Source organism: Pseudomonas sp. GP01-A4, from assembly GCF_058780865.1.
Map to the genome: position 1 here is coordinate 86,472 of NZ_JBYSWF010000005.1, position 22,599 is coordinate 109,070.

Genomic DNA, 22,599 nt, shown 5'->3' on the forward strand with positions numbered 1-22,599 from the left:
ACAAGAGGACTCGCCGGGTGACGAGAAATCTTGTTCCCTACGCAGGCGCTAACCTGATCAGGTTCAACGGGATCCGGTATTTACCGATCTCAGCCTTCCAACAAGGCACCCCGACAAGAACGCGGCCAGTCTAGACCATGGAGCAGGCAAATTGCCAACGGCGGTGCATTCATCGTGATGAATGGCGTAATTACAGGATTGTTGTGCCGTGATAGCGCCACTACACTCGGTGACTGCCTGAGGTCTTGACGCCAGGAATGGGCCGCCTTAGCCTTGGGCTCCAAATTATCGCTGTAATATTTATTCTAGGGATCGCCTCATGCTGCGCAAACTTTCACTGGCTCTTGCCGTGTCTTGTGCGACCAACGGACTGGTCTGGGCAGCTGAAGCGCCCCTGACGACCAAAACCGACCTGGTCAGCGTCTACCAGGAAGCGGTGGACAACAACGCCGACCTGGCCGCCGCCCGCGCCCAATACGGCGCGCAGAAAGAAGTGGTGCCCCAGGCCCGCGCCGGGTTGCTGCCGAACCTGTCGGCCGGTGCCGACATCAACAATGTGCGCACCCAGCTGGACCAGCCCGCCGCCACGGTCAACCGCGACGCCCATTCCTGGCGCGCGACCTTGAGCCAGCCGCTGTTCCGCGCTGATCGCTGGTTCCAGCTGCAAGCCGCTGAAGCCGTCAACGAGCAGGCCGCGCTGCAACTCTCGGCCACCGAACAGAACCTGATCCTGCAAAGCGCCGAAAACTACTTCGCCGTGCTGCGGGCCCAGGACAACCTGGCGTCCACCAAGGCCGAAGAAGCCGCGTTCAAACGCCAACTGGACCAGTCCAACGAACGCTTTGACGTCGGCCTGTCGGACAAGACCGACGTGCTGCAATCCCAGGCCAGCTACGACACCGCACGGGCCAATCGCATCCTGGCCCAGCGCCAGGTGGACGACGCCTTCGAAGCGCTGATCACCCTGACCAACCGCCAGTACAACTCGATCCAGGGCATCGTCCACACGCTGCCGGTGCTGCCACCGGCGCCGAACGACGCCAAGGCCTGGGTCGAAACCGCCGGCCGCCAGAACCTGAACCTGCTGGCCAGCAACTATGCCGTCACCGCCGCCGAAGAAACCCTCAAGCAACGCAAGGCCGGCCACGCGCCGACGCTGGATGCCGTGGCGCAATATGAAAAAGGTGACAACGACGCCCTGGGCTTCAGCAACCCGAGCGCCTTTGGCCAGCCGTATCACGGTGACGTGTCGCAACGCACCGTAGGCTTGCAGTTGAGCATCCCGCTATACAGCGGCGGCCTGACCAGCTCGCAAGTGCGCGAATCCTATTCCCGCCTGGGGCAGACCGAGCAGCAGCGCGAAGGCCTGCGTCGCCAGGTGGTGGAAAACACCCGCAACCTGCACCGCGCGGTGAACACCGATGTGGAGCAGGTACAGGCGCGCCGCCAGTCGATCATCTCCAACCAGAGCGCGGTGGAAGCCACGGAAATCGGTTACCAGGTGGGCACGCGCAATATCGTCGATGTGCTGGACGCCCAGCGCCAGCTGTACACCTCGGTGCGCAACTACAACAACAGCCGCTACGACTACATCCTCGACAACCTGCGCTTGAAGCAGGCGGCGGGCACGTTGAACCCGGGGGACTTGCAGGATCTGGCGCGTTACCTGAAGGCCGACTACAACCCGGACAAGGACTTCCTGCCGCCGGACCTGGCCAAGGCCGCCGCGGCGCAGCTGAAGGCTAACCCGGGTTACTAAGACCGCCCGTTAACCCAATGTGGGAGCGGGCTTGCTCGCGAAAGCGGTGTATCAGTCGACTTATTCGCTGACTGACACTGCGCATTCGCGAGCAAGCCCGCTCCCACATTTGATTTGTGTTGTTAGACGTTAAGCAGTCTGCCCAATCCGTCCAGCAAACGCTTCAATGCCCCCTGATTGGCGCGCATCACCGCCAGCCCCGCCTGCCCCATCTTCTGCGCGTCCTGCGGCAGCTCGAACAAACGCTGCACCGCCACCGCCAAACCCTCGGCATCGTCCACTTCCTGCAACGCGCCGGCGTCGCGCATCATTGCGCTGATTTCCAGGAAGTTGAACACGTGGGGCCCGCAGATCACCGGCTTGGCCAAGGCCGCCGGCTCCAACGGGTTATGCCCGCCCGTGGCAACCAGGCTACCGCCGACAAAAGCGCTGTCGGCCAGGGCATACAGAAACAGCAACTCGCCCATGGTGTCGCCCAGCAGCACCGAGGTTTGCGCCGTCACCGCCTCGCCGCTGGAGCGACGCACCGTGGCGAAACCCTGTTGCTGGCACAGCTCGAACATCGGGTTGAAGCGCTCCTGATGGCGCGGCACCAGGATCAGCAACGCATTGGGATAACTGGCAAGCAACTGGCGATGGGCAGCGAGCACCACTTCGTCTTCGCCTTCGTGGGTGCTGGCGGCGATCCACACCGGGCGTTCACTGGCGTGCCACTGTTCACGCAACGCGGCGGCGAGCGCCAGCAGTTGCGGGTCGATGGCCAGGTCGAACTTGATCGAGCCGGTGACTTCGACAGTCTCGGGCCGTGCACCCAGGCTGCGAAAACGCTCGGCCTCGGTTTCGGTCTGGACGGCGAACAGGCTCATTTCCGCCAGCATCGGCGCGGTCAGCCTGGCGAAACGCCCGTAGCCCTTGGCCGAGCGAGCCGACAGCCGCGCGTTGGCCAATGCCACGGGAATCCCGCGTTTGGCGCACTGGTGAATATGGTTGGGCCACAGTTCGGTCTCCATGATCACCGCCAGTTTCGGCTGCACACGATCGAGAAACCGCTTGGCCGCACAGGGCAAATCGTACGGCAGGTAGCAGTGCTGGATGCGCGGCTCGTTGGCGAACAACGCCTGGATGCGCTCGGAACCAGTAGGCGTCATGCAGGTGACGGTGATCGGCAGCTGTGGATAACGTTCCAGCAGCCCGCGAATCATCGGCGCAGCGGCGATGCTTTCGCCCACCGACACCGCATGCACCCAGATCCCGCCGGGTTGCATCACCGGCAAGCCCCAGGAGAAGCGTTCACCCACGCGCTTCGCGTAAGCAGGCGCTTTGCGGGCCCGCAGCCACAGACGTAAAGCCACCAACGGCAGCGCCAGGTAAAACAGACAGCTGTAGAGAGTTCTATTCATGGCGGCGGAGTTTATCGGCTTTTTCAGTCGATCGCCTGCAAGCACTCGGCAAAACGTTCGGCGAGGAAACGCGCGGCCGGGCCGAGGGGCTCGTCGCGGCGCCAGACCAGCTCCACCACCAGCGCCGGCGGGGTCCATTCGCTGTTCAGTTCGACCATCTGGTTCTGATAGGCCGGATACTGCACCACATGCCGCGGCAACCAGGCCCAACCCAGGCCGCGCGCAAGCCATTCGGCCAGCACGTAGAAACTGTCAGCCCGCCACACTTGCGGGCTGGCGGCCTCGCTGCCGGGATACACACTGGTCTGGGTCGCCATCAGCAATTGGCGAAACTGCGCCAGGCGCTGGCAATCCACGAACTGTTCCTTGGCCATGGGATGCCCGATACCGCACACGGTCACCATCTCCACACTGCCCAGCACGCGGCGCTCCAACGCTTCGGGGATCTGATCGTGATAGAACAGCAGGCCCAGATCCGCCTTGCGCTCCACCAGCTTGCGCGCGACATCGCCTTGGGCGGCGCTGGACAACTGCACTTCCAGGCTGGGAAATTTTCCCGCCAGCGCTTCGAGGCTATCGAGCACCGGCTGATAGAGCATGGCTTCATCCTGGGCCAGGCGCAGGCGCGCCTCTTCACCGCGCATCAATGACAAGGCACGGCCATTCAGGCGCTCGCACTGGCGCAAGACTTCCCGCGCCTCCTCGAGCAGTGCCGTGCCCGCCTCGGTCAAACGGGGCTGGCGGCCGCTGCTGCGGTCAAACAGGGATACGCCCAGGTCCGCCTCCAACAGGGCAATCCCATTGCTGACTGCCGATTGTGCCCGACGCTGGTCCCGCGCCACCGCCGAAAATGAACGCTGCTCGGCGACGCTGACAAACAGGCGCATTTGCTCAAGACTCCACTGCACGCTCATGGCTCAACCCATCTTCAATTCGGATAGGTAATGACTTTACCGCATCTGGTAAGTCTCTAAAATGCCAACCTTATCAAGCGACCCTGTACCGAGGATTTACCCCATGAACGCCGCCTACTATTACCTGGCCATTGCCATCTGCTCGGAAGTGATCGCCACCGTTTCCATGAAAGCGATCAAGGGTTTCAGCACGCCAATCCCGTTGTTGCTGGTGATCGTCGGCTACGGCGTGGCCTTCTGGATGCTCACGCTGGTGGTGCGCACCGTGCCGGTGGGTGTCGCGTATGCAGTGTGGGCCGGGATGGGCATCGTGATGGTCAGCATCGCCGCGCTGTTTATCTACGGGCAGAAACTGGATATCCCGGCGATGCTGGGCATGGGCCTGATTGTGCTGGGCGTGGTGGTGATTCAGTTGTTCTCGAAAACGGCCGGGCACTGAGCGTCCAAGTGAGATTCAATTGAGGCCGAAACTCGCAGCCTCGTTCCACTCGACAGCTCCTGCGGTGCGTCTGTCATCAGGGAGCGTTGGGGCGAAGATTCACTTCATGAGCCTGTATACTGCGCAGCCTGTCTTGAACACTGAGGTCGCTGCATGCCATCCGTTATTTCCACCGACGTTCTGATTGTCGGCGCCGGGGTTGCCGGCCTCTGGCTCAATGCGCGCCTGCGCCGCCAGGGCTTTTCCACGGTATTGGTGGAAAGCGCCACCCTCGGTGGCGGGCAAAGCGTGAAGTCCCAGGGGATCATCCACGGCGGCGCCAAATATGCACTGCACGGCGCCCTGACCGGTGCCTCCGAAGCCATCGCCGACATGCCCCGCCGCTGGCGCGAAGCCCTGGCGGGCAACGGTGAACTGGATCTCTCCGGTGTGCGCCTGCTGTCCGAAGCCCACTATTTGTGGTCGCCGGGCACCATCGCCGGCAACCTCACCAGTTTCTTCGCGAGCAAGGCCGTGCGTGGCCGCGTGGATCAAGTGAAGGGCGATGACCTGCCACCGGCCCTGCAAGATCGCCGCTTCAAGGGCAAGGTCTATCGCCTGGCCGAACTGGTGATCGACGTCCCAAGCCTTATCGAACGCCTGGCCCAACTGGCCGGCGACGGTTTGCTCGCGGGTAAACAGATCGAACCCTTGCTGGAACAAGGCACTCTGGTCGGCCTGAAGGTCGATGGCCGTGAGATCCGCGCCCAGCGTATCGTCGTCAGCGCCGGCGGCGGCACCGCTGACCTGCTCGGCGCCCTGGGCCTGAGCCAGCCCGCCATGCAACGCCGACCGCTGCACATGATCATCGCCAAGGGCCCCGGCCTGAAGCCGCTGTACGCCCACTGCCTGGGGGGCGGCACCAAGCCGCGCATCACCGTGACCACGCATCCCGCCGCCGACGGCAATTGGGTGTGGTACCTGGGCGGCGATATCGCCGAAGCCGAAGGTGTGGCCCGCACCCCGGAGCAACAGATCGCCACCGCCCAAAAAGAGCTGGGGCAGTTGCTGCCCTGGATCGACATGAGCCAGACCCAATGGGCCACCTTGCGCGTCGACCGCGCCGAACCATTGCAGTCAGGCCTGACCCGCCCGGACAACGCGTTCCTCGCCGAACAGGATCGCCTGTTGGTGGGCTGGCCGACCAAGCTGGCATTGGCACCGGATTTCGCCGATCGAGTGATCAACGCACTGGAACGTGACGGCATCAAGCCAGGAACTACCGAAAAACTGCCCGAGCTGCCGAAACCCGCCATCGCCCAACCCGCCTGGGAGCAACTGCTGCCATGACCCTGCCGACTCTGCACGACCTCCACCGCCCGCTGGGCAGCACCGGCCTGCTGGTCTCGCCGCTGGGCCTGGGCACCGTCAAGCTGGGCCGCGACCAAGGCGTGAAATACCCCAGTGGCTTCCAGATTCCCGATGACGATGCGGCGCGGATGCTGTTACGCCAGGCCCGGCAATTGGGCATCAACCTGATCGACACTGCGCCCGCCTATGGCCGCAGCGAAGAACGCCTGGGCCCGCTGTTGCGCGGCCAGCGCCAGGAATGGGTAATTGTCAGCAAGGTGGGCGAAGAATTTGCCGAAGGCGTATCCCATCACGACTTCAGCGCAGCCCACACCCGGCTTTCGGTGGAGCGCAGCCTGAAACGACTGGAAACGGATTTTATCGACCTGGTGCTGGTGCACTCCGACGGCAACGACCTGCATATCCTCAATGATTGCGAGGTTTACCAGACCCTGGAAGACCTCAAGCGCGAGGGCAAGATCCGTGGTTTCGGCTTCTCCGGCAAAACCGTCGAGGGCGGTGTAAAGGCTCTGGAACAAGGTGATTGCGCCATGGTCACCTACAATTTGAACGAACAGGCCGAGAAAGCCGTCATTGATTATGCCGCCGCACACGGCAAGGGCATCCTGGTGAAAAAGGCACTAGCCAGTGGCCATGTCTGCCTGGAATCCGGAGTGGATCCAATTCACGCCAGTTTCATGCTGTTGTTTGCGCAAACTGGCGTTGCCAGTGCTATTGTCGGGACCATTAATCCGCTGCACCTCGCCCACAACGTGGCGACCGCTGCCAAGGTCATTCGCCAACTCTGATGCCGCCGACGCGGCCGACCCCGACGCAAGAAGGAGCCGACATGCCGCGAACGCTCATAAGAAAGAACCCCAGCAACTTCAAGACACTGCCGCTGCACGTCGAAGCAACCCCCGAAGGCTTGAGCTACCAGAGCGTCGGCATGCCGCTCAACTTCGCCCAGACCCTGCAACGGCGCAAGCCGGTGGAGGTGAAAGACACCGAGCGTTTCGTGCTGGAGCTGGCCAACCTTGGGGTCTCGGTGCGCCTGACGCTGCACTGGCAGAACCGAGATTACTGGGTGCTGGTGCGCCAGCGCCGACAAGACCGTGGCGACGTCGTGCTCAAGCTGATCTCCGGCTATGTGCCGGCCCACGAACTGAACCTGCCACTGCACACCGCCATCCAGGAAATCGCCGAGGAATGCCTGCTGGAAACCCCGGAAGGCTGGCTGGGCGGTCGTTTCAATGACACCTGGCTGCCGGCGCCCTACTCGTCGGCCCTGCACTACCGCGAAGCGTTGCCGTTCCGCCTCTCACCGCTGTCCGGGGCCGCGCGCCCGGTGCGCTGCGCCACCATGCAATTGATTGAACGACCACGCGCCTACGTGCACCTGCCCACGGCTTCGCTGCAGTTGATTTATGACTTGCGCCTGGAAGTGCCCAAGGAGGCGAAGTCCCTGAGCCTGTTTCATGTGGACGAGCGCCTGGAGGGCGACCAATTGGTGGCCCGCCTGGACCGCCAGCGCCCGGACCTGTACCTGATGCCGCTGAAGGACGGGCAGCCGTGTGCGGAGCTTTATACCTTGAAGAAGGATCAGCTGTATCCGGCGAGTACGCGAGGGTTGTATCTGGCTGAAAGCTTTGCCCAGCAGGAAGGCTGGATCGTGCGGGATGAGCGGATCCGCTGGAAGGACTGGCTGCGCCAGCAGGGGCTGAGTGCACCCGAGAAAGAGTCGAAGCTGAAGCGCTTGACGGGTAAGGCGCGGCAGATCTTGCGCAAGATCGTGCCGAAGAAAAAAGCCAACCGGTAACCGGACGTCAGGTCGCGGCAGTCAAATGTGGGAGCGGGCTTGCTCGCGAAGGCGGTGTATCAGTCACTGCATCTGCCAGCTGACCCACCGCTTTCGCGAGCAAGCCCGCTCCCACACGAACCCGCTCCCACCATCAGTTATTGCGGATCTTCTCGACAATCGCCGTGGTCGAGCTGTTTTCCACCAACCCCAGCACTTTGACCTTGCCACCGTAGGCACTGACGATATCGGCACCCACCACCTGGTCGACGGAATAATCACCGCCCTTGACCAGCACGTCCGGCTTGACCTGGGCCAGCAGGTTTTCCGGGGTCGCCTCGGCAAAGCTGATCACCCAGTCCACCGCACCCAAACCTGCCAGCACCGCCATGCGACGGTCGACACTGTTGATCGGCCGGCCTGGCCCCTTGAGGCGGCTGACCGACGCATCATCGTTGACTGCCACGATCAAGCGATCGCCCTGGGCCCGCGCCTGCTCCAGGTAGGTCACGTGACCGGCGTGGAGGATGTCGAAGCAACCGTTGGTGAAGACAATGCTCTCGTTATGGGCACGGGCATCGTCAATCGCCAGCAACAGTTGCTCAAGGCTCAACACGCCGCGCTCCGAGCCTTCGGATCGCTGGATGGCGCGGCGCAGCTCAGGGGCACTGATGGCCGCCGTACCGAGCTTGCCGACCACGATACCTGCTGCCAGGTTGGCCAGGGCCACCGCATGGGGCAATTCCTCGCCCGCCGCAATTGCCGCGGCCAGGGTGGAAATCACGGTGTCACCGGCACCGGTCACGTCGAACACTTCACGGGCCCGCGCCGGCAGGTGCATGGCCGGGTGATCGGGACGCAGCAAGGTCATGCCGTGTTCGCCACGGGTCACCAGCAAGGCACCCAGGTCGAGGTCGGCCATGAGTTGGGCGCCCTTGGTCACCAGCTCGTGCTCATCGACGCAACCGCCGACGATGGTTTCAAATTCGCTGAGGTTCGGCGTGATCAGGCTGGCGCCCCGATAAATCGAGAAGTCCTTGCCCTTGGGATCTGCCAGCACCGGAATGCCCCGGGCCTTGGCGGCCTGGATCAGTACCTGATGGTTTTTCAAGGCGCCTTTCCCGTAGTCGGACAGCACCAGCACCTTGATGCCTTCGAGCATCTCGTCGACCTGGGCGCTGAGCACCAGGGCATCGGTGGCGAAGGGTTCTTCAAAATCGATACGCAGCAATTGCTGGTGCCGACTCATGACCCGCAGCTTGACGATGGTCGGCTGGTGGGGAATGCGCTGGAACAGCGCACGCACACCCGCACCCTTCAGGCTGTTGGCCAGGCTGTCGGCAGCCTCGTCGTCGCCGGTCACACCCACGAGGGATGCCGGGGCGCCGAGGGCGGCAATATTGAGGGCAACGTTGGCAGCGCCACCTGGACGGTCTTCGATTTGCTCGACCTTGACTACCGGTACCGGTGCCTCAGGGGAAATCCGTGAGGTACCGCCATGCCAGTAACGGTCGAGCATGACATCGCCGACCACCAAGACAGGGGCTTGATCGAATCGCGGCATGGACAACTTCATGGAGCAACCCACATACAAAATGAACAGGGGCGCGATATTACCACAGGGTTGTCAAAGGCTTGTGCAATGTAGGAGCCGGCTTGCCGGCGATGCGGCCACCGCGGTTTTTCAGTGCAACCGCGGTGGCCATCGCCGACAAGCCGGCTCCTGCAGATCAGGTGATGTCGGCCGGGATCGGCGCGTCCAGGCCCATGGCATGCAGCCGGGCGTAGTAACCGTTTTGCGCCAGCAATTCGCCGTGGGTACCGCGCTCGACTATCCGGCCATCGTCCATCACCAGGATCAGGTCGGCTTTCTCGATGGTCGACAGGCGGTGAGCGATCACCAGGGTCGTGCGACCTTGCATGACCTTGTCCAGGGCGGCCTGGATATGGCGCTCCGATTCGGTGTCCAGCGCCGAGGTGGCCTCGTCGAGGATCAGCAATGGCGCGTTCTTGAGCAAGGCCCGGGCGATTGCCAGGCGCTGGCGCTGGCCGCCGGACAGCAGCACGCCGTTTTCGCCGACCTGGGTGTCGAAGCCCTTGGGCAACTGGTCGATGAAGTCCTTGGCATAGGCATCGGCCGCTGCCGCCTCGACATCGGCCCGCGGTGCGCCGGCCAGGTCACCGTAGGCGATGTTGTTGGTCACCGTGTCGCTGAACAGGGTCACATGCTGGGTCACCTGGGCGATGTGCCGACGCAGGTTGAGCAGGCGATAGTCTTCGATTTCCACGCCGTCGAGCAGGATCTCACCGCTCTCATGGTGGTAGAAACGCGGGATCAGGCTGGCCAGTGTCGACTTGCCGCTACCCGAACGCCCCACCAGGGCAACCATCTGCCCGGGCTCTGCGGTAAAAGTGATGTCCTTGAGCACATGACGCTCGGTGCCCGGGTAGGTGAAGTTCAGGTTGCGCACTTCCAGGCGGCCGCTGACCTTGTCGCGCTCGATGGTGCCGCGATCGATTTCCACGTCTTCGTCCAACTGCTCGAAAATACTTTCGGCACCGGCCACGCCTTTCTGGATGGTCGAGCTGACTTCGGACAGCTGGCGGATTGGCTTGGGCAACAGGCCGGCCAACGTGATGTAGGCGACCATGTCACCCGCCGACGCATCACCGCGAAGGTACAGGACCAGGAACATCAACACTGCCATGGCGCTGTAGATCACCAGTTGCAGCGCCGGCGTATAGATCGCGCCGGTGCGGGTCATGCGCAGTTGCTTGTTGGTGTTGCTAAGGCTCGCCTTGAGGAAGCGCTTCTGCTCATACACCTCACCGCCGAAGCTGCGCACCACGCGGTAGCCCTGGATGGTTTCCGAGGCAACGTGGGTCACATCGCCCATCGCAACCTGGATCTTCTTGCTCTGCTTGCGGAATTTCTTGCTTGCGGTGCTGACCATCACGGCAATCAACGGCAGGATGGCGATCATCACCAGGGTCAGCCGCCAGTTCATGAACAGCAGCGAGGCGAACAGGAAGATCACCGTCATGCCTTCGCGAATCACCACCTTGATGGCATCGGTCGCAGCACCGGTGACCATGGTCACGTTGAAGGTGATGCGGGAGATCAGGTGCCCGGAGTTGTGATTGTCGAAATAGCGGTTCGGCAGGGTCAGCAGGTTGTTGAACAACTGCACCCGCAGGTCGTGGACCAGGCCCAGGGAAACCTTGGCCAGCAGGTAGTTGCCCAGGAACGAACCGAGGCCCTGCCACGCGGCGATCAGGATGATCAGCAACGGCACGGCCTGCAGCAGTTGCAGGTCACGCAGGAAAGGCACCGTGGGGAACAACACCGCTTCAGGGTTGGACAGGCCATCGACAAAGTACTTGAGGATGTAGCCCAGCATCGGCTGGGTCGAAGCGAAAATCAGAAAGCCGACGATACTCAGCGCGAACAAGCCGGCATAGGGCTTAACGTAGCTGAGCAGGCGGAAGTATATTTTCAAGCTCGAAGGGCTTGCGCTCGGACTGGAGTCGGTCATATCACGCGGCGGTTTTGAAAAAGGAGGCTGACTTTAGCACAGCTTCTCTGTTGTACTTGCACGCGGCACAACCGCGGCCCCGTTGGATCCAACGGGCGACATTGTATAGCCACTACTTTAGTATGGTTGGCTTTCTTTATACTGGAACGGCTTTTCTGTATGCAATCCAAGCGCCTTACCTATGGCTCAAACCGCGTTTTCGACTTCCTCTGTCTGTGGATTCTGCCCATCGGCTTGTTGCTGCTCCTGAGTGCGCTGTTCTTCGTTACCAATCGAAATGTGCTGCACAGGTTTTACTACCTTCTATTCGCCGCGCCGACACTGTTGCTGCTGTGCCTGCGCCCGACGGAATTCAAGCAGGTATTGCGCGAGCCCCTGGCGATTGCCTTCCTGGTTTTCTCGGGCTGGGCGCTCACCAGCCTGCTCTGGAGCCCTGAGGCTACGACAGACTCCGACCTGTTCAAGCGGCCACCGAATACCTTCACGTTGTTTGCCGGTTTCGGACTGTTGCTGCATTACCGCAACGAACTGTTCAAGCCGATCTTCTTCTGCGCCGCGCTGATTGCGCTTGTATCGAGCGCCTGCAGCCTGGTGGCTTTTGCTCCCCATATCTCGGATGGCACGCGAATGATCGGCGGGCGTGGGGCACTTGATAATCCGCTGCTGAGCTCTCACGTATTTGGATTCTTCTGCGTTTACTGGCTGTACGTGTGCATGACTACCAAGCGTGCTCACGTACTCTGGTTCAGCGTTCCGGCACTGGCAATCATGGCCGCGGCGGTGCTGGCCACCGGCTCGAGAACACCGATGGTTGCACTGGTCCTCGCCGTGCTCTGGATGAGTTTCATCAGTCGCAATCGGCGCTCGGCCCTGCTGATCGCCTGTATGGCGCTGGGCGCTGCGGCGCTGTTGCTGTTCTATCCCGAAATGATCACCAATCGTGGCAGCTCGTTCCGGTTCGAACTCTGGAGCATGTCGCTCGCGCGTATCGCCGAACACCCCTGGATCGGCCACAGCTACGACTCAGAGTTGTACCTGACGATTGCCGACGGCTATCAACTGCGCGAACCCCACAGCTTTGCCCTCGGCGTGCTGTATTACGTCGGCATCATCGGCTTCATCCCGTGGGCCTTCATGCTCGGCTGGGGCCTGTACAAAAGCCTCAAGGAACGTGCACAGCCATTGTTCATCCTGGCCTCCTCCTTGCTGGCCTATGGCATCGGTGCCGGCCTGACCGAAGGCGGCGGCATTCTCTCGCGGCCAAAAGAACACTGGTTCCTGCTGTGGATCCCGCTGGCACTGATCGCCGGCCTGAGCATCGCCCAGCGTCGCCGCAGCCTGCTGCGCATGCCGGTTCAACGCCTGAAATCGCAAGACTTCGAACAGCTGTGCGCCAACGCCCACGTGATCGAAGCCGATGGCCTCGGGCCCAAGGTCCTGCGCCTGGACGATGGCAGCTTCCTCAAGCTGTTCCGCCCTCGTCGCTGGTACACCTCAGGCAGCTTCAATCCCTATTCAGAGCGCTTTGCCAGCAACAGCGAGCAACTGCGTGCATTGGGGATTCCATCACCGGTCATCCTCAATCTCTATCAGTTAAAGGATGCGAGCAGCGCCGTACGTTATCAGCCGCTGCCCGGCCTGACCCTGCGCCAGGCCCTGCAAAGCCTGGACAGCAGCCTGCGGGAATCGCTGATCGAACGTTTCGGCCGGTTCATGGCCCAGCTCCACGAGCGCGGCGTGTACTTCCGCTCCCTGCACCTGGGCAACGTACTTTTGATGGATGATGGCGAGTTCGGCCTGATTGACGTGGCAGACATGCGCATCTACCCATCGCCGCTGCGTAACGCCCTGCGCCAGCGCAACCTGCGGCACATGCAGCGTTATCCCCAGGACCGCAACTGGTTGTTCGAAACCCACTTTGAACAACTCGCCGCTGGCTACGCTTCGGCAGCATCGCCAAGCGCCACGGCGAAGATCCGTGACCAGGTGTCCAGGCTCAATCGTCCGGTTGCGCAGGTAGCGAACCCGGCCAAGTGATGGTTTGAAGCGCCGGGGTTGCAGGCCCCGGGCCATTGCGGTGAACGCAATGGCCCGGCCGAAGCCCTATGAGCTGCGCTGCGGCGCCAGGTACAGCCGCACCAACCCACGCAAGGTCTTGCGACCCCAGAACTTCAACGGAATCTGCTTGAGGATCTCCCGCGCCAGTGGGCGGTCACGGTCGGCGGTCTTGAGGAACATCGAGTTCAGGAAGTTGTAGCGAACCTGATCGTAGGCGGGATGATCGCTGAACAACCCGTAGGTCTTGAGGATGTTCTGGATCATGTAGCGGTGATTCTTGTAGGTGTTGGTCGCGTGCTGGCGATAGCGCGCCATCACCACGTTCAACACGTCGATGGTGTACCCGGCGTGGGTGATCTTCAATTCGATCAGCAAGTCTTCCAGCGGAATCAACGGATCGAACCCTCCGACCTCTTCCAGCGCCTGCCGACGGATCATCAGCGTCGGTGCCGGCGGAAAGGGCTTGCGATCGAGGAACAGGTCATCGAAATCCAGGCTGCGAAACGGCAAGTCGCGGCGCTGCTTCTTCTCCGGGTATGGCTTGCCGTCCCCATCAATCAACTCGATATTGCCGGCGCAAATACCCACCTTCGGCTTGCCTTCCATGTAGGCAACCTGGGTGGCGATGCGCTCAGGCAGCATGATGTCATCGGAGCCGAATGGCGCGATCAGGCTGCCTTTGGCGCGAGCGATGGCACCGTTCAGGGTATTGGTCAGGCCCTGGTTCTGCTGCACCTGGAAATCAAACCCGTGTTCGGCCTGCAAGCGCTGGATGCGCTCCACGCTGTCATCCCTGGAGCCATCGTCTACCACCAGCAACTCGATGTTGGGGTAGGTCTGGCCGAGCACACTGAGAATGCTCTGCTCGATGTACGGCCCGTGGTTGTAGGAGGCGATGATCACAGTGACCAGGGGTTGCTGCAGACTCATGCTTTACCTACTTCACGCAGACCGGTTTCGATCAGGTTCAAATACTTGTGCCGGAACTCGTCCAGGGTGTGGTTTTCTTCCAGGTAGCGGAACACTTGCTCGCCCTTGGCACGCAACTGCTCGTCGCTCAACGCCAGGTAAGTGTCCAGCGCCGCCGCCAGTTGCTCGACGTTGCCCGGGTCATGGGATAGGCCGCCTGCACCTTCCACCAACGGCAACATTGCCGGGCCGTTGGAGGCAATCACCGGCAAATGGCCGCTCATGCCTTCCAGCAGCGCCAGGCCCAGGCCTTCGAACAACGACGGCATGGTCCAGATGTCGAAACCGCGCACATACTTCATGCCATCTTCGCGAAAGCCCAGCAGGTGCGCACGGCCGGTCAGGCCCAGGCGCTCGATATCGGCGCGCAGGTCTGCTTCGGCGCGGCCGGAGCCGATGATCCCCACCTGGGCCTCAGGGTATTTGTCCTTGAGGGTGGCGAACGCTTGCAACAAATGGGTGTGGCCCTTGATCGGCACCAGGCGGCCCAGGGCGCCAATCATCCGTGCATCCAGCGGCAGACCCAGGGCCTCGCGCGCTTCATCCCGTGGCAACTGCAAGGCTTCGGCCTGGGGGATGTCGATGGCATTGGTGACAAAGGTGGTGTTTTCGCGGGTGAACCCGCAGTTGAGGTCCACCAGGTAATCCCTGACCGCTGCCGACACCCCGACGAATCGCCACGCCGGGCTGACCCACTTCTGCGTCTGGCGCCGGCGGTAGCCCCGGGCGTACTCGCCAAAACCGTGGGAAATGCCGATGCACAGGGGGATCTTCAACCAGCGGTTGAGCGACAGCATCATGTTCACCGACTTGAAGCGGTTACAGATGACCACGTCGAATTTCTGCTCGCGGCAATATTTGTAGATCTGCCACATCGCGCCGAAACGAATGCCCTTGAGGGACTTTTCCGGCAACTCGAAATAATGGGAGTGCTCAGCCACGCTCAGGGGCTGGCCGGGCAGCGGGCGGCCGCTGAGGAACCCGGATGTGACCTCGAAACGTTCAGCCGGCAAGGCCTTGACGATCTGCTCGCCGAGGTCGGCGAAGTCGTGGGTCTTGACGTTGTAGTCCGGCTGTAACTGCAAAACCTTGAAACGAGGTTTCATAACTCTCCATGCTGCAATCTGGCTGCGGGCGCGCAGCCCGGCGAAAAGGGGCGGCAGGCGCTGCAAGCCTGCCTTCAATAAGGTCTCAATCCTGCTTCAACACCCAGAGCAACTCATGACGGCGCACCGCCTTGCGGAAGAACTCATTCTCTCCGTAAGGCGATGGACTACGGCCCGCCAGTAATTGCTGCAACCACCTGCGCACGCGGCGCTTGAACGGCGCCCGCGGCTGCAAGTCGTGCATCATGCCCAGGGCCATGGCCTTGTCCTGCTGCTGGCTGAGCGTCAGCGGCAAACTGCAAGGCACAAGTTCACGGGAGGCATCAAAACGCGGCGGCAAGGCCACGCCAGCGCCCGAATCACCCATGGGCCAACGATCGTTATCATGCAGGTGGTTGGCGTAGCCGAGCAACGTGCCCGGTTGCCACTCCAGGCCTTGCAAGGCTTCGAGAATCGCGGCGTGGGCGCAGATGTGATCCGGGTGCGGATCCAGCAACGGCGTCGGCAACACGATCACCTGCGGGCGCGCCTTGAGCAGCAATGCCCGCAGGTCGGCAATCAGGTTATTCCAGGTCGGGGCGCCGTCCACATCCCCGGGCAAGGCCAGGGCATTGAACTGGCGAAACAGCCGCGTATCGTCCAACTGAGCTTCCCGGGAAGCCTGGGGCTGATCCGGTGCGGCCTGCATCGCTGCAAGCTGCATGCAGAAGTAACCCAACTGCACGCACTGCGCTTCGGGAACGCCCGCCCAACGCGGCACGGTGACACTGTCCCAGGCACGCAGGCGGCCTTTGAGTCGTGCGGCATCGGCTTTGGGCATGCCCAACTGCTGATAGTGATCGGCTTCGATTTCGCCCGCCGTCAGGGTGACGATCCAGCTCTCATCGGCTTGGCTGTAGAGGCTGAAAGCGGCGAGTTCGGCATCGTCGGCATGGGGCGCGATGACCATCACCCGTTGGCGACGGTAGTCCGGTTGGCGGAACAACCAGAGCGTCGGCTGCCCCTTGATCCGGCAGAAGCGCCCGCGCAAGCGCAGCTTACCGCCGGCGAGTGCTTCGCCCATGCCCGTCAGGTTGAGGTAACGCCGGCCTGAAAGACCACGCTCGAAGACTTGCCGGTCGGGTGCATCCAGGCCCGACACGTCCACCGCAGGATCGAGAAAACGCCCGAGCCAAGAGCTTTTGAGTTCAACCCCGACGATCAGGGTTTCATCGCCCACCAGAGGCGTGTCCAACAGCAGGCGCCCGGCTTCAAGACGCAGGCCCGCGCACTCGCTCCCTTCAGGAAACGCGTACTCATAATCGTCTTTCGGCGAGTAGAACAGATGATCGGCAAACCAGGCCTCATGTGCGGCCCACAGCACCACGGCCAGCACCAGTGGCAACCACCAGGCCACCAGCACACCGACAGCCACCAATAGCAACAGGCCCACCAACAGCGCAATACGCTTGTTGCGCCGGTGCTGCTTGAGCAATTGCTGTTTGCGACTCATACGCTGAACACCGGCACCGGGTTGCACCAGCGCTCCTTGTATTCACGGTCGGAACGCCCGAAGGAGAAACGCAGCGGCTTGTCGCTCGCCCGCGCTTGCTCCCAGGCACTTTGGGTATTGAGGAAGCTCAGCACGCTGCCGGGGCTGAACGCCTTGGTTTCAGGGTCGACACCGCCGTTGACGTATTCGGCGCTGACCCACTGCGGCGCCTGCACCTGATACACCAGTTGCACGGCAATCGCAGCATCATTGAGAAACAGCACCGAGCCGAACAGGAATTCCTTGAGCAACTCCAGCACCTCGGCCAAACGCTCGGCCCCCGCCGCAGGGAAACCCCAACGCCGCTGGAACAGGTCGCAGTAAATCGCCGCCAGTTCGCTGCTGGAAAACTCGCCGACCGCCCTTACCACGCCGCCCGCCTCTTCCAGCAAACGCAGTTCGCGGCGCTGGTTGTAGCGAAACTTCTTCGACAGCTCTTCCGGTGTGCGCGCCATGGCCAACTGCTCAGCCTGGGGCTTGAGGGTGCTCACGCGCCCTTCATTCAGTGCAGAGAGATAGCGCGCGCGATGGCGCAACGGCACCTGCGCATCGGCGGCAAGCGGCAGGATGATCTCGGCGTTACCCAGATCAAACAGGCCTTTTTTGCCTTTGCGCTTGAGCACGTCCTTGGACAGGGCCAGGTCGCGCCCCCAGGTAGCAATTGCGCCCTTCAGCTCACCGTCCTGCTCCCAGCCCAGGTAGCGCACCGGAATCTGCGCCAGGTGCGCCAGCCGCTCGACGATCTGCGGATGAGTCGCCACGCTGCCGCCAAAACGCTGCCAGGCCTGGGCGTAAACCTCGGCCTCGACAGGCGTCCAGCCACGTTCACGCCAGCCCTGGAAGCGGTTCAGCATTTAGACCACGGCGTCATAAGGGTCCACGCCGTCCTTGACCACGAGGATGTCTTCCATGATCAGGTACTGCAGGTCGGAACCGAAGAACATGTTCAGCGCGTCGGTCGGCGAGCAGATCATCGCTTCGCCACGACGGTTGAGCGAGGTGTTCAGCGACACACCATTGCCGGTCAGTACTTCCAGTTCTTTCATCATGTCGTAGTAGCGCGGGTTGTATTCGCGCTTGAGCACCTGGGCACGGGAGGTACCATCTTCATGGACCACTTCCGGCACGCGGGTTTTCCACTCTTCCGACACTTCAAAAGTGAAGGTCATGAACGGCGCCGGGTGATCGACCTTGATCATCTGTGGCGCAACGGTGTCGAGCATCGACGGGCAGAAAGGCCTCCAGCGCTCGCGGAACTTGATCTGGTGGTTGATCCGGTCAGCCACGCCGGTGGCGCTTGGGCAACCGATGATCGAACGACCGCCCAGGGCACGCGGGCCAAACTCCATGCGGCCCTGGAACCAGGCCACCGGGTTGCCGTCGACCATGATCCTGGCGATGCGCTTGGGCATGTTTTCAATCTTGCGCCAAACCGGCTTGCTCTCGTGCTTGGCGCACGCCGCGATCACGTCTTCGTTGCTGTAGGACGGGCCGAGATAGACGTGTTCCATCTTCTCAACCGGTACGCCACGGGCGTGAGACACGTAGGCGGCTGCACCCACCGCAGTACCGGCATCGCCGGACGCCGGCTGCACGAACAGCTCCTTGACGTCGTCGCGGGCAATGATCTTCTGGTTCAGCTTGACGTTCAGCGCACAGCCGCCGGCAAACGCCAGCTTGCCGGTGTCTTTGAGGATGTCGCCCAGGTAATGGTCGATCATCTGCAACGCCAGCTTCTCGAACAGCGCCTGCATGCTGGCCGCGTAGTGGATGTACGGCTCGTCGGCGATATCGCCTTCGCGCTTCGGACCCAGCCACTCGATCAGTTTTGGCGAGAAGTAGAAACCCTTGCCCTTCTCTTTGTAGCGGCGCAGGCCGATGACGTTGGCGTAGTCGGTGTTGATCACCAGCTCGCCGTTTTCAAAGGAGGCCAGGCGCGAGAAATCGTACTTGCTGGCATCGCCATACGGCGCCATGCCCATGACCTTGAACTCACCGTCGAGCATCTCGAAACCGAGGAACTCGGTGATCGCGCCATACAGGCCGCCGAGGGAGTCCGGATCGTAGAATTCCTTGATCTTGTGGATCTTGCCGTTTTCGCCGTAGCCGAAGAAGGTGGTGGCGTACTCGCCCTTGCCGTCGATCCCGAGGATCGCGGTCTTCTCCTGGAAGCCCGAGCAGTGGTAGGCACTGGAGGCGTGAGCCAGATGGTGTTCAACCGGTTCGATCTTGATTTTCTTCGGATCGAAGCCCAGTTGCTCCAGGCACCAGACGATCTTGTTGCGATAGCGCTTGTAGCGACGGTTGCCCATCAGGATCGCGTCGAGGGCGCGGTCCGGGGCGTACCAGTAACGCTTGGCGTAGTGCCAGCGGGCCTCGCCGAACAGGCTGATGGGGGCGAACGGAATCGCCACCACATCAACGTCGGAAGGCTTGATACCGGCTTGTTCCAGGCAGAACTTCGCCGACTCGTAGGGCATGCGGTTCTTTGCATGTTTGTCGCGTACGAAGCGCTCTTCTTCGGCGGCCGCGATCAGCTTGCCGTCGATGTACAAGGCTGCGGAAGGATCATGGCTAAGGGCGCCGGACAGGCCAAGAATCGTCAATGCCACAGGGGTCTAGCCTCTTTTAGTCTGCATGCAGGCGCGTCACGCCTGAAAAAAGTGTGCTCCCCGCCTGGGCGAGAAACAGCTAAAGGGCGGGATTATAGCGTAAACACGGCGCGGGATGATCTAGGGATTGTGGCGACCGGTTGTCACTGCAGGCCTAGCGGAAAATCTCGATGCTGCCGTCCCTGTTCTGGCGGTAGACCGTGTAGGGCAGCACAAGGGTGTCGAGCAAGCCGGAGGCCACGAGCTCGGCGGCGAAGATCGGCAGGGAGCCAGAGGCATCGCGCGTGTGCTCTTTGGTGGTGTCGGGCGCGCCGTTCAAGGTGCAGAAACCGTAGATCACCCCACTGTAGATACGCGGCACGTTTTCACAATAACTGCGCGATTCCTTGAGGTTCTGGCTGGCAACGGCGTCCGGGCGAAACACCGTGTTGATGGTGCCGCAACCGGTGGTGGATACCAGTACAGCGGCGAGAAGGACTCTGGTTGCAAGACTCACGGACAACTCCATTTGGCATAAGTGTGGGCATTCATCCCTGCCCCATACAACCTTGCCGGATCCGTTTATGAACCCGGGCGCCAATAGATACTGATGTTGCCATCGGTACCTTGCTTGTAGACCGTATAGGGCAGGACCACTGTATCAACAATGCCCGAGACCGTTATATCCAATAGAACGAATGGCATCAGCACGCCAGTGAGGTCCGGCGCGGCGTGCAGCAGGCAGAAATCAAAGGCAACCCCGCTGTAGACACGGGGAATCGACTGGCAGTAGGTTTTTTGCTTCCTGAGTTCACGTGCCGCCGCCGCGTCTTCGCGCAACAGCGTATTGGCCGTTCCGCAGCCGCTCAACACAAGGATTCCAATGCTTAGCGCAGCAGTCATTTTTAGCGTCATGGCAAGCCCTCTGAATGGCCAGCAACGCTAACATCGGCCCTGTTGGTGACCCAGACCCCACGCACCGCCGCGCCATGTAAGAAGATTCCGAAATGGCAAAAGCTGGCTGAATCGTTAAACTCGCGCACTTTTGTGCGCCATGGATGCTGGTTTACTCATGAAAGTTGTTGTACCCACTCGATTTGCGATGCTGCTTCCCGGACTGCTTGGCCTGTACAGCAGCGTCCAGGCCGATGAAGCGCCACTGGTCCTGGACCCCAGCGTGGTCACCGGTTCGCGCAGTGCCAGCCCGTCGTTTGACCTGCCGTATTCGGTGGACAGCATCAGCCGTGAGCAAATCAGCGATGGCCAACTGGGCATCAATGCTTCAGAGGCACTGTCCCGCGTGCCCGGCCTGGTGGTTCAAAATCGCCAGAACTACGCCCAGGACTTGCAGATTTCCTCCCGTGGCTTCGGTGCTCGCTCGGCATTTGGTGTGCGCGGTATCAAGCTGATCGCCGACGGCATACCCGCCAGCACCCCGGACGGTCAGGGCCAGGCGGCGACGTTCAACCTCGACACCGCCGAGCGCATCGAAGTCCTGCGCGGCCCGGCCGCCACGCTGTATGGCAGCAATGCCGGCGGCGTGATCCAGATGTTCTCCCGCAACGGCGAAGGCCCGCCGCGCATCGGTGCCGAGACGCTGGTGGGCAGTGACGGCCTGAGCAAGAACCACCTCACCGCCGAAGGCGCGGCAGACGGCGCAGGCTTCGTGCTGGACGCCTCGCGCATGGACACCGACGGTTATCGCGACCACAGCAGCGCCCGCCGCGACCAGACCTTTGCCAAGCTCAATTTCGAGCCCGATGAAGACAGCAAACTGGCGCTGATCTACAGCAGCCTGGAACAGAACGGCACGCAGGATCCGCTGGGGCAGGCGTGGGATGCGTACAAGGCCGACCCGCGCTCGGTCAGCAGCGCCGCCGAGCTGTACAACACCCGCAAAAGCATCGACCACCAGCAACTGGGGATGAATTACGAGCGGTATTTCGGTGATGCCACACTGCAGGTGAATGCCTATACCGGGCGACGGAGCGTGATTCAGTACCTGTCGATTCCCAAGGGAACGCCCGCCAACGAACGCGGCGGCGGCGTGGTGCAGTTCGACCGCAAGTTCTACGGCGGCTCCGTGCGCTGGATGCAACCGGTCGACAGCGTGCCGGGCGAGCTGATGATCATCACCGGCCTGGATTTCGACCAGAGCGAAGACAGCCGCCACGGCTACCAGAACTACAGCGGCAGCACCGTTGGCGTAAAAGGCCAGTTGCGCCGGGATGAAATCGACACCGCCCGCAGCCTCGACCCCTACATCCAGGCCAACTGGGCCATCAATCGCTGGACCCTGCAAGCCGGGGTACGCCACAGCACCATGGAACTGGATGTCGACGACCAGTTCCTGAGCAACGGCGACTCCAGCGGCAACAAGACCTATCAGAAGAACACACCGTCCGTGAGCGTGATGTATGCCTTCACGCCCGACCTGCACGGCTACGTCAGTGCCGGCAAGGGGTTCGAGACGCCAACCCAGGCGGAACTGGCGTACGCGCCGGGCAACATCGAAGGGTTCAACTTCGGCCTGAAGCCGTCGGAAAGCACGCAGTATGAAGTGGGCTTGAAGGCACAGTTGAACGACACCCGGGGCAACGCCGCTGTCTTCCAGATCACCACCGAGGACGAGCTGGTGGTGGACCAATCGATCGGCGGCCGCACCAGCTACCAGAACGCCGGCCGCACCCTGCGCCGCGGCTTCGAACTGGGCATCGAAAGCCAGCTCAGCGAGCAGTGGAGCACCAACATCGCCTACACCCGCCTGCAAGCCACCTACGACAGCGACTTCATCGGTGGCGGCAAACCGGTGGACAAAGGCAACTACCTCCCCGGTGTGCCGCAAACCACACTATTCGCCGAGCTCAACTGGAAACCCCGGGACTGGGTCAGCACCGCCGTGGAAGGCATGTACCGCAGCAAGGTCTACGTCGAAGATACCAACCAGCAACACGCGGCACCGGGCTACAGCGTGTTCAACTGGCGTGCACGCTTTGAGCAGAAGGTGGAGCACTGGACGTTCCACCAGACCCTGCGCCTGGATAACTTGCTGGATCGCCAATATGTGGGGTCGGTGATTGTCGGAGACGGCAACGGCCGCTATTACGAAGCAGCGCCGGGACGCTCGTGGTATGCAGGCGCCGGCGCCGAGTACACATTTTAGAAACTG

Annotated in this window: 18 protein-coding genes and 1 riboswitch; of the genes, 7 read left to right on the plus strand and 11 right to left on the minus strand. The window is 61.8% G+C overall.

The window, feature by feature from the left end; all coding sequences use genetic code 11:
* Nucleotides 1–17: 17 nt before the first annotated feature.
* Nucleotides 18–123: riboswitch (TPP riboswitch) on the minus strand.
* A gap of 196 nt (nt 124–319) precedes the next feature.
* Complete coding sequence (locus tag AC3WKX_RS05410; RefSeq protein ID WP_102604279.1) at nt 320–1,759, plus strand: TolC family outer membrane protein; 1,440 nt, start codon at nt 320–322, stop codon at nt 1,757–1,759.
* Nucleotides 1,760–1,881: 122 nt separating this feature from the next.
* Here the strand turns inward: AC3WKX_RS05410 and waaA are convergent, their stop codons facing one another.
* Entirely contained in the window at nt 1,882–3,159 is a 1,278-nt protein-coding gene (gene waaA, locus AC3WKX_RS05415) for a lipid IV(A) 3-deoxy-D-manno-octulosonic acid transferase (RefSeq protein ID WP_102367970.1), read from the minus strand.
* A 23-nt stretch (nt 3,160–3,182) separates the two neighbouring features.
* Complete coding sequence (locus AC3WKX_RS05420) at nt 3,183–4,073, minus strand: LysR family transcriptional regulator (protein ID WP_008439125.1); 891 nt, start codon at nt 4,071–4,073, stop codon at nt 3,183–3,185.
* 103 nt (nt 4,074–4,176) lie between these two features.
* On the opposite strand from AC3WKX_RS05420, the gene AC3WKX_RS05425 reads away from it, so the two are divergent.
* The 4 genes from AC3WKX_RS05425 (at nt 4,177) to AC3WKX_RS05440 (ending at nt 7,660) form a co-directional block, all read left to right on the plus strand.
* On the plus strand, nt 4,177–4,512 hold the full coding sequence (locus AC3WKX_RS05425; protein ID WP_003209492.1) for a DMT family transporter: 336 nt from the start codon (nt 4,177–4,179) through the stop codon (nt 4,510–4,512).
* A 153-nt stretch (nt 4,513–4,665) separates the two neighbouring features.
* Entirely contained in the window at nt 4,666–5,841 is a 1,176-nt protein-coding gene (locus AC3WKX_RS05430; RefSeq protein WP_008439128.1) for an NAD(P)/FAD-dependent oxidoreductase, read from the plus strand.
* Nucleotides 5,838–6,650 (plus strand): aldo/keto reductase, encoded by an 813-nt coding sequence (locus AC3WKX_RS05435; protein ID WP_003209490.1) that lies wholly within the window; start codon nt 5,838–5,840, stop codon nt 6,648–6,650. Before AC3WKX_RS05430 ends, AC3WKX_RS05435 begins: the two co-directional genes overlap by 4 nt.
* A gap of 41 nt (nt 6,651–6,691) precedes the next feature.
* Entirely contained in the window at nt 6,692–7,660 is a 969-nt protein-coding gene (locus AC3WKX_RS05440; protein WP_008439131.1) for a hypothetical protein, read from the plus strand.
* Nucleotides 7,661–7,793: 133 nt separating this feature from the next.
* Here the strand turns inward: AC3WKX_RS05440 and hldE are convergent, their stop codons facing one another.
* A complete protein-coding gene (gene hldE / locus AC3WKX_RS05445; RefSeq protein WP_003209486.1) occupies nt 7,794–9,215 on the minus strand; it encodes a bifunctional D-glycero-beta-D-manno-heptose-7-phosphate kinase/D-glycero-beta-D-manno-heptose 1-phosphate adenylyltransferase HldE in 1,422 nt (473 codons plus the stop codon).
* A gap of 154 nt (nt 9,216–9,369) precedes the next feature.
* Nucleotides 9,370–11,175: a lipid A export permease/ATP-binding protein MsbA gene (gene msbA / locus AC3WKX_RS05450; protein ID WP_003209481.1), complete on the minus strand. Its 1,806-nt coding sequence runs from the start codon at nt 11,173–11,175 to the stop codon at nt 9,370–9,372.
* 159 nt (nt 11,176–11,334) lie between these two features.
* On the opposite strand from msbA, the gene AC3WKX_RS05455 reads away from it, so the two are divergent.
* Entirely contained in the window at nt 11,335–13,212 is a 1,878-nt protein-coding gene (locus tag AC3WKX_RS05455) for a bifunctional O-antigen ligase/aminoglycoside phosphotransferase family protein (protein WP_102604280.1), read from the plus strand.
* Between the two features lie 66 nt (nt 13,213–13,278).
* Here AC3WKX_RS05455 and AC3WKX_RS05460 read toward each other — a convergent pair whose 3' ends face one another.
* The 7 genes from AC3WKX_RS05460 to AC3WKX_RS05490 all read right to left on the minus strand — a co-directional run bounded on the left by AC3WKX_RS05460 (nt 13,279) and on the right by AC3WKX_RS05490 (nt 20,345).
* Nucleotides 13,279–14,163 (minus strand): glycosyltransferase, encoded by an 885-nt coding sequence (locus AC3WKX_RS05460; protein ID WP_102604281.1) that lies wholly within the window; start codon nt 14,161–14,163, stop codon nt 13,279–13,281.
* Nucleotides 14,160–15,308, minus strand: a complete 1,149-nt coding sequence (locus AC3WKX_RS05465; RefSeq protein WP_102604282.1) for a glycosyltransferase family 4 protein — start codon at nt 15,306–15,308, stop codon at nt 14,160–14,162. Before AC3WKX_RS05465 ends, AC3WKX_RS05460 begins: the two co-directional genes overlap by 4 nt.
* An 85-nt stretch (nt 15,309–15,393) precedes the next feature.
* Nucleotides 15,394–16,800, minus strand: coding sequence for a PIG-L deacetylase family protein (locus AC3WKX_RS05470; protein WP_102604283.1), 1,407 nt, complete (start codon nt 16,798–16,800; stop codon nt 15,394–15,396).
* Entirely contained in the window at nt 16,797–17,693 is an 897-nt protein-coding gene (locus tag AC3WKX_RS05475; protein WP_003209464.1) for a GNAT family N-acetyltransferase, read from the minus strand. The genes AC3WKX_RS05470 and AC3WKX_RS05475 overlap by 4 nt, the downstream gene beginning before the upstream one ends.
* Nucleotides 17,694–19,451 carry a carbamoyltransferase family protein gene (locus tag AC3WKX_RS05480; RefSeq protein ID WP_008439143.1) on the minus strand — a complete coding sequence of 586 codons (1,758 nt, stop codon included), beginning with the start codon at nt 19,449–19,451 and terminating at the stop codon, nt 17,694–17,696. It lies immediately after the preceding gene.
* A gap of 154 nt (nt 19,452–19,605) precedes the next feature.
* A complete protein-coding gene (locus tag AC3WKX_RS05485) occupies nt 19,606–19,959 on the minus strand; it encodes a YceK/YidQ family lipoprotein (protein WP_008439144.1) in 354 nt (117 codons plus the stop codon).
* Between the two features lie 53 nt (nt 19,960–20,012).
* On the minus strand, nt 20,013–20,345 hold the full coding sequence (locus tag AC3WKX_RS05490) for a YceK/YidQ family lipoprotein (protein WP_010169294.1): 333 nt from the start codon (nt 20,343–20,345) through the stop codon (nt 20,013–20,015).
* 157 nt (nt 20,346–20,502) lie between these two features.
* Here AC3WKX_RS05490 and AC3WKX_RS05495 point away from each other — a divergent pair, with 157 nt between their 5' ends.
* On the plus strand, nt 20,503–22,593 hold the full coding sequence (locus AC3WKX_RS05495) for a TonB-dependent receptor family protein (RefSeq protein WP_173883012.1): 2,091 nt from the start codon (nt 20,503–20,505) through the stop codon (nt 22,591–22,593).
* Nucleotides 22,594–22,599: the final 6 nt, after the last annotated feature.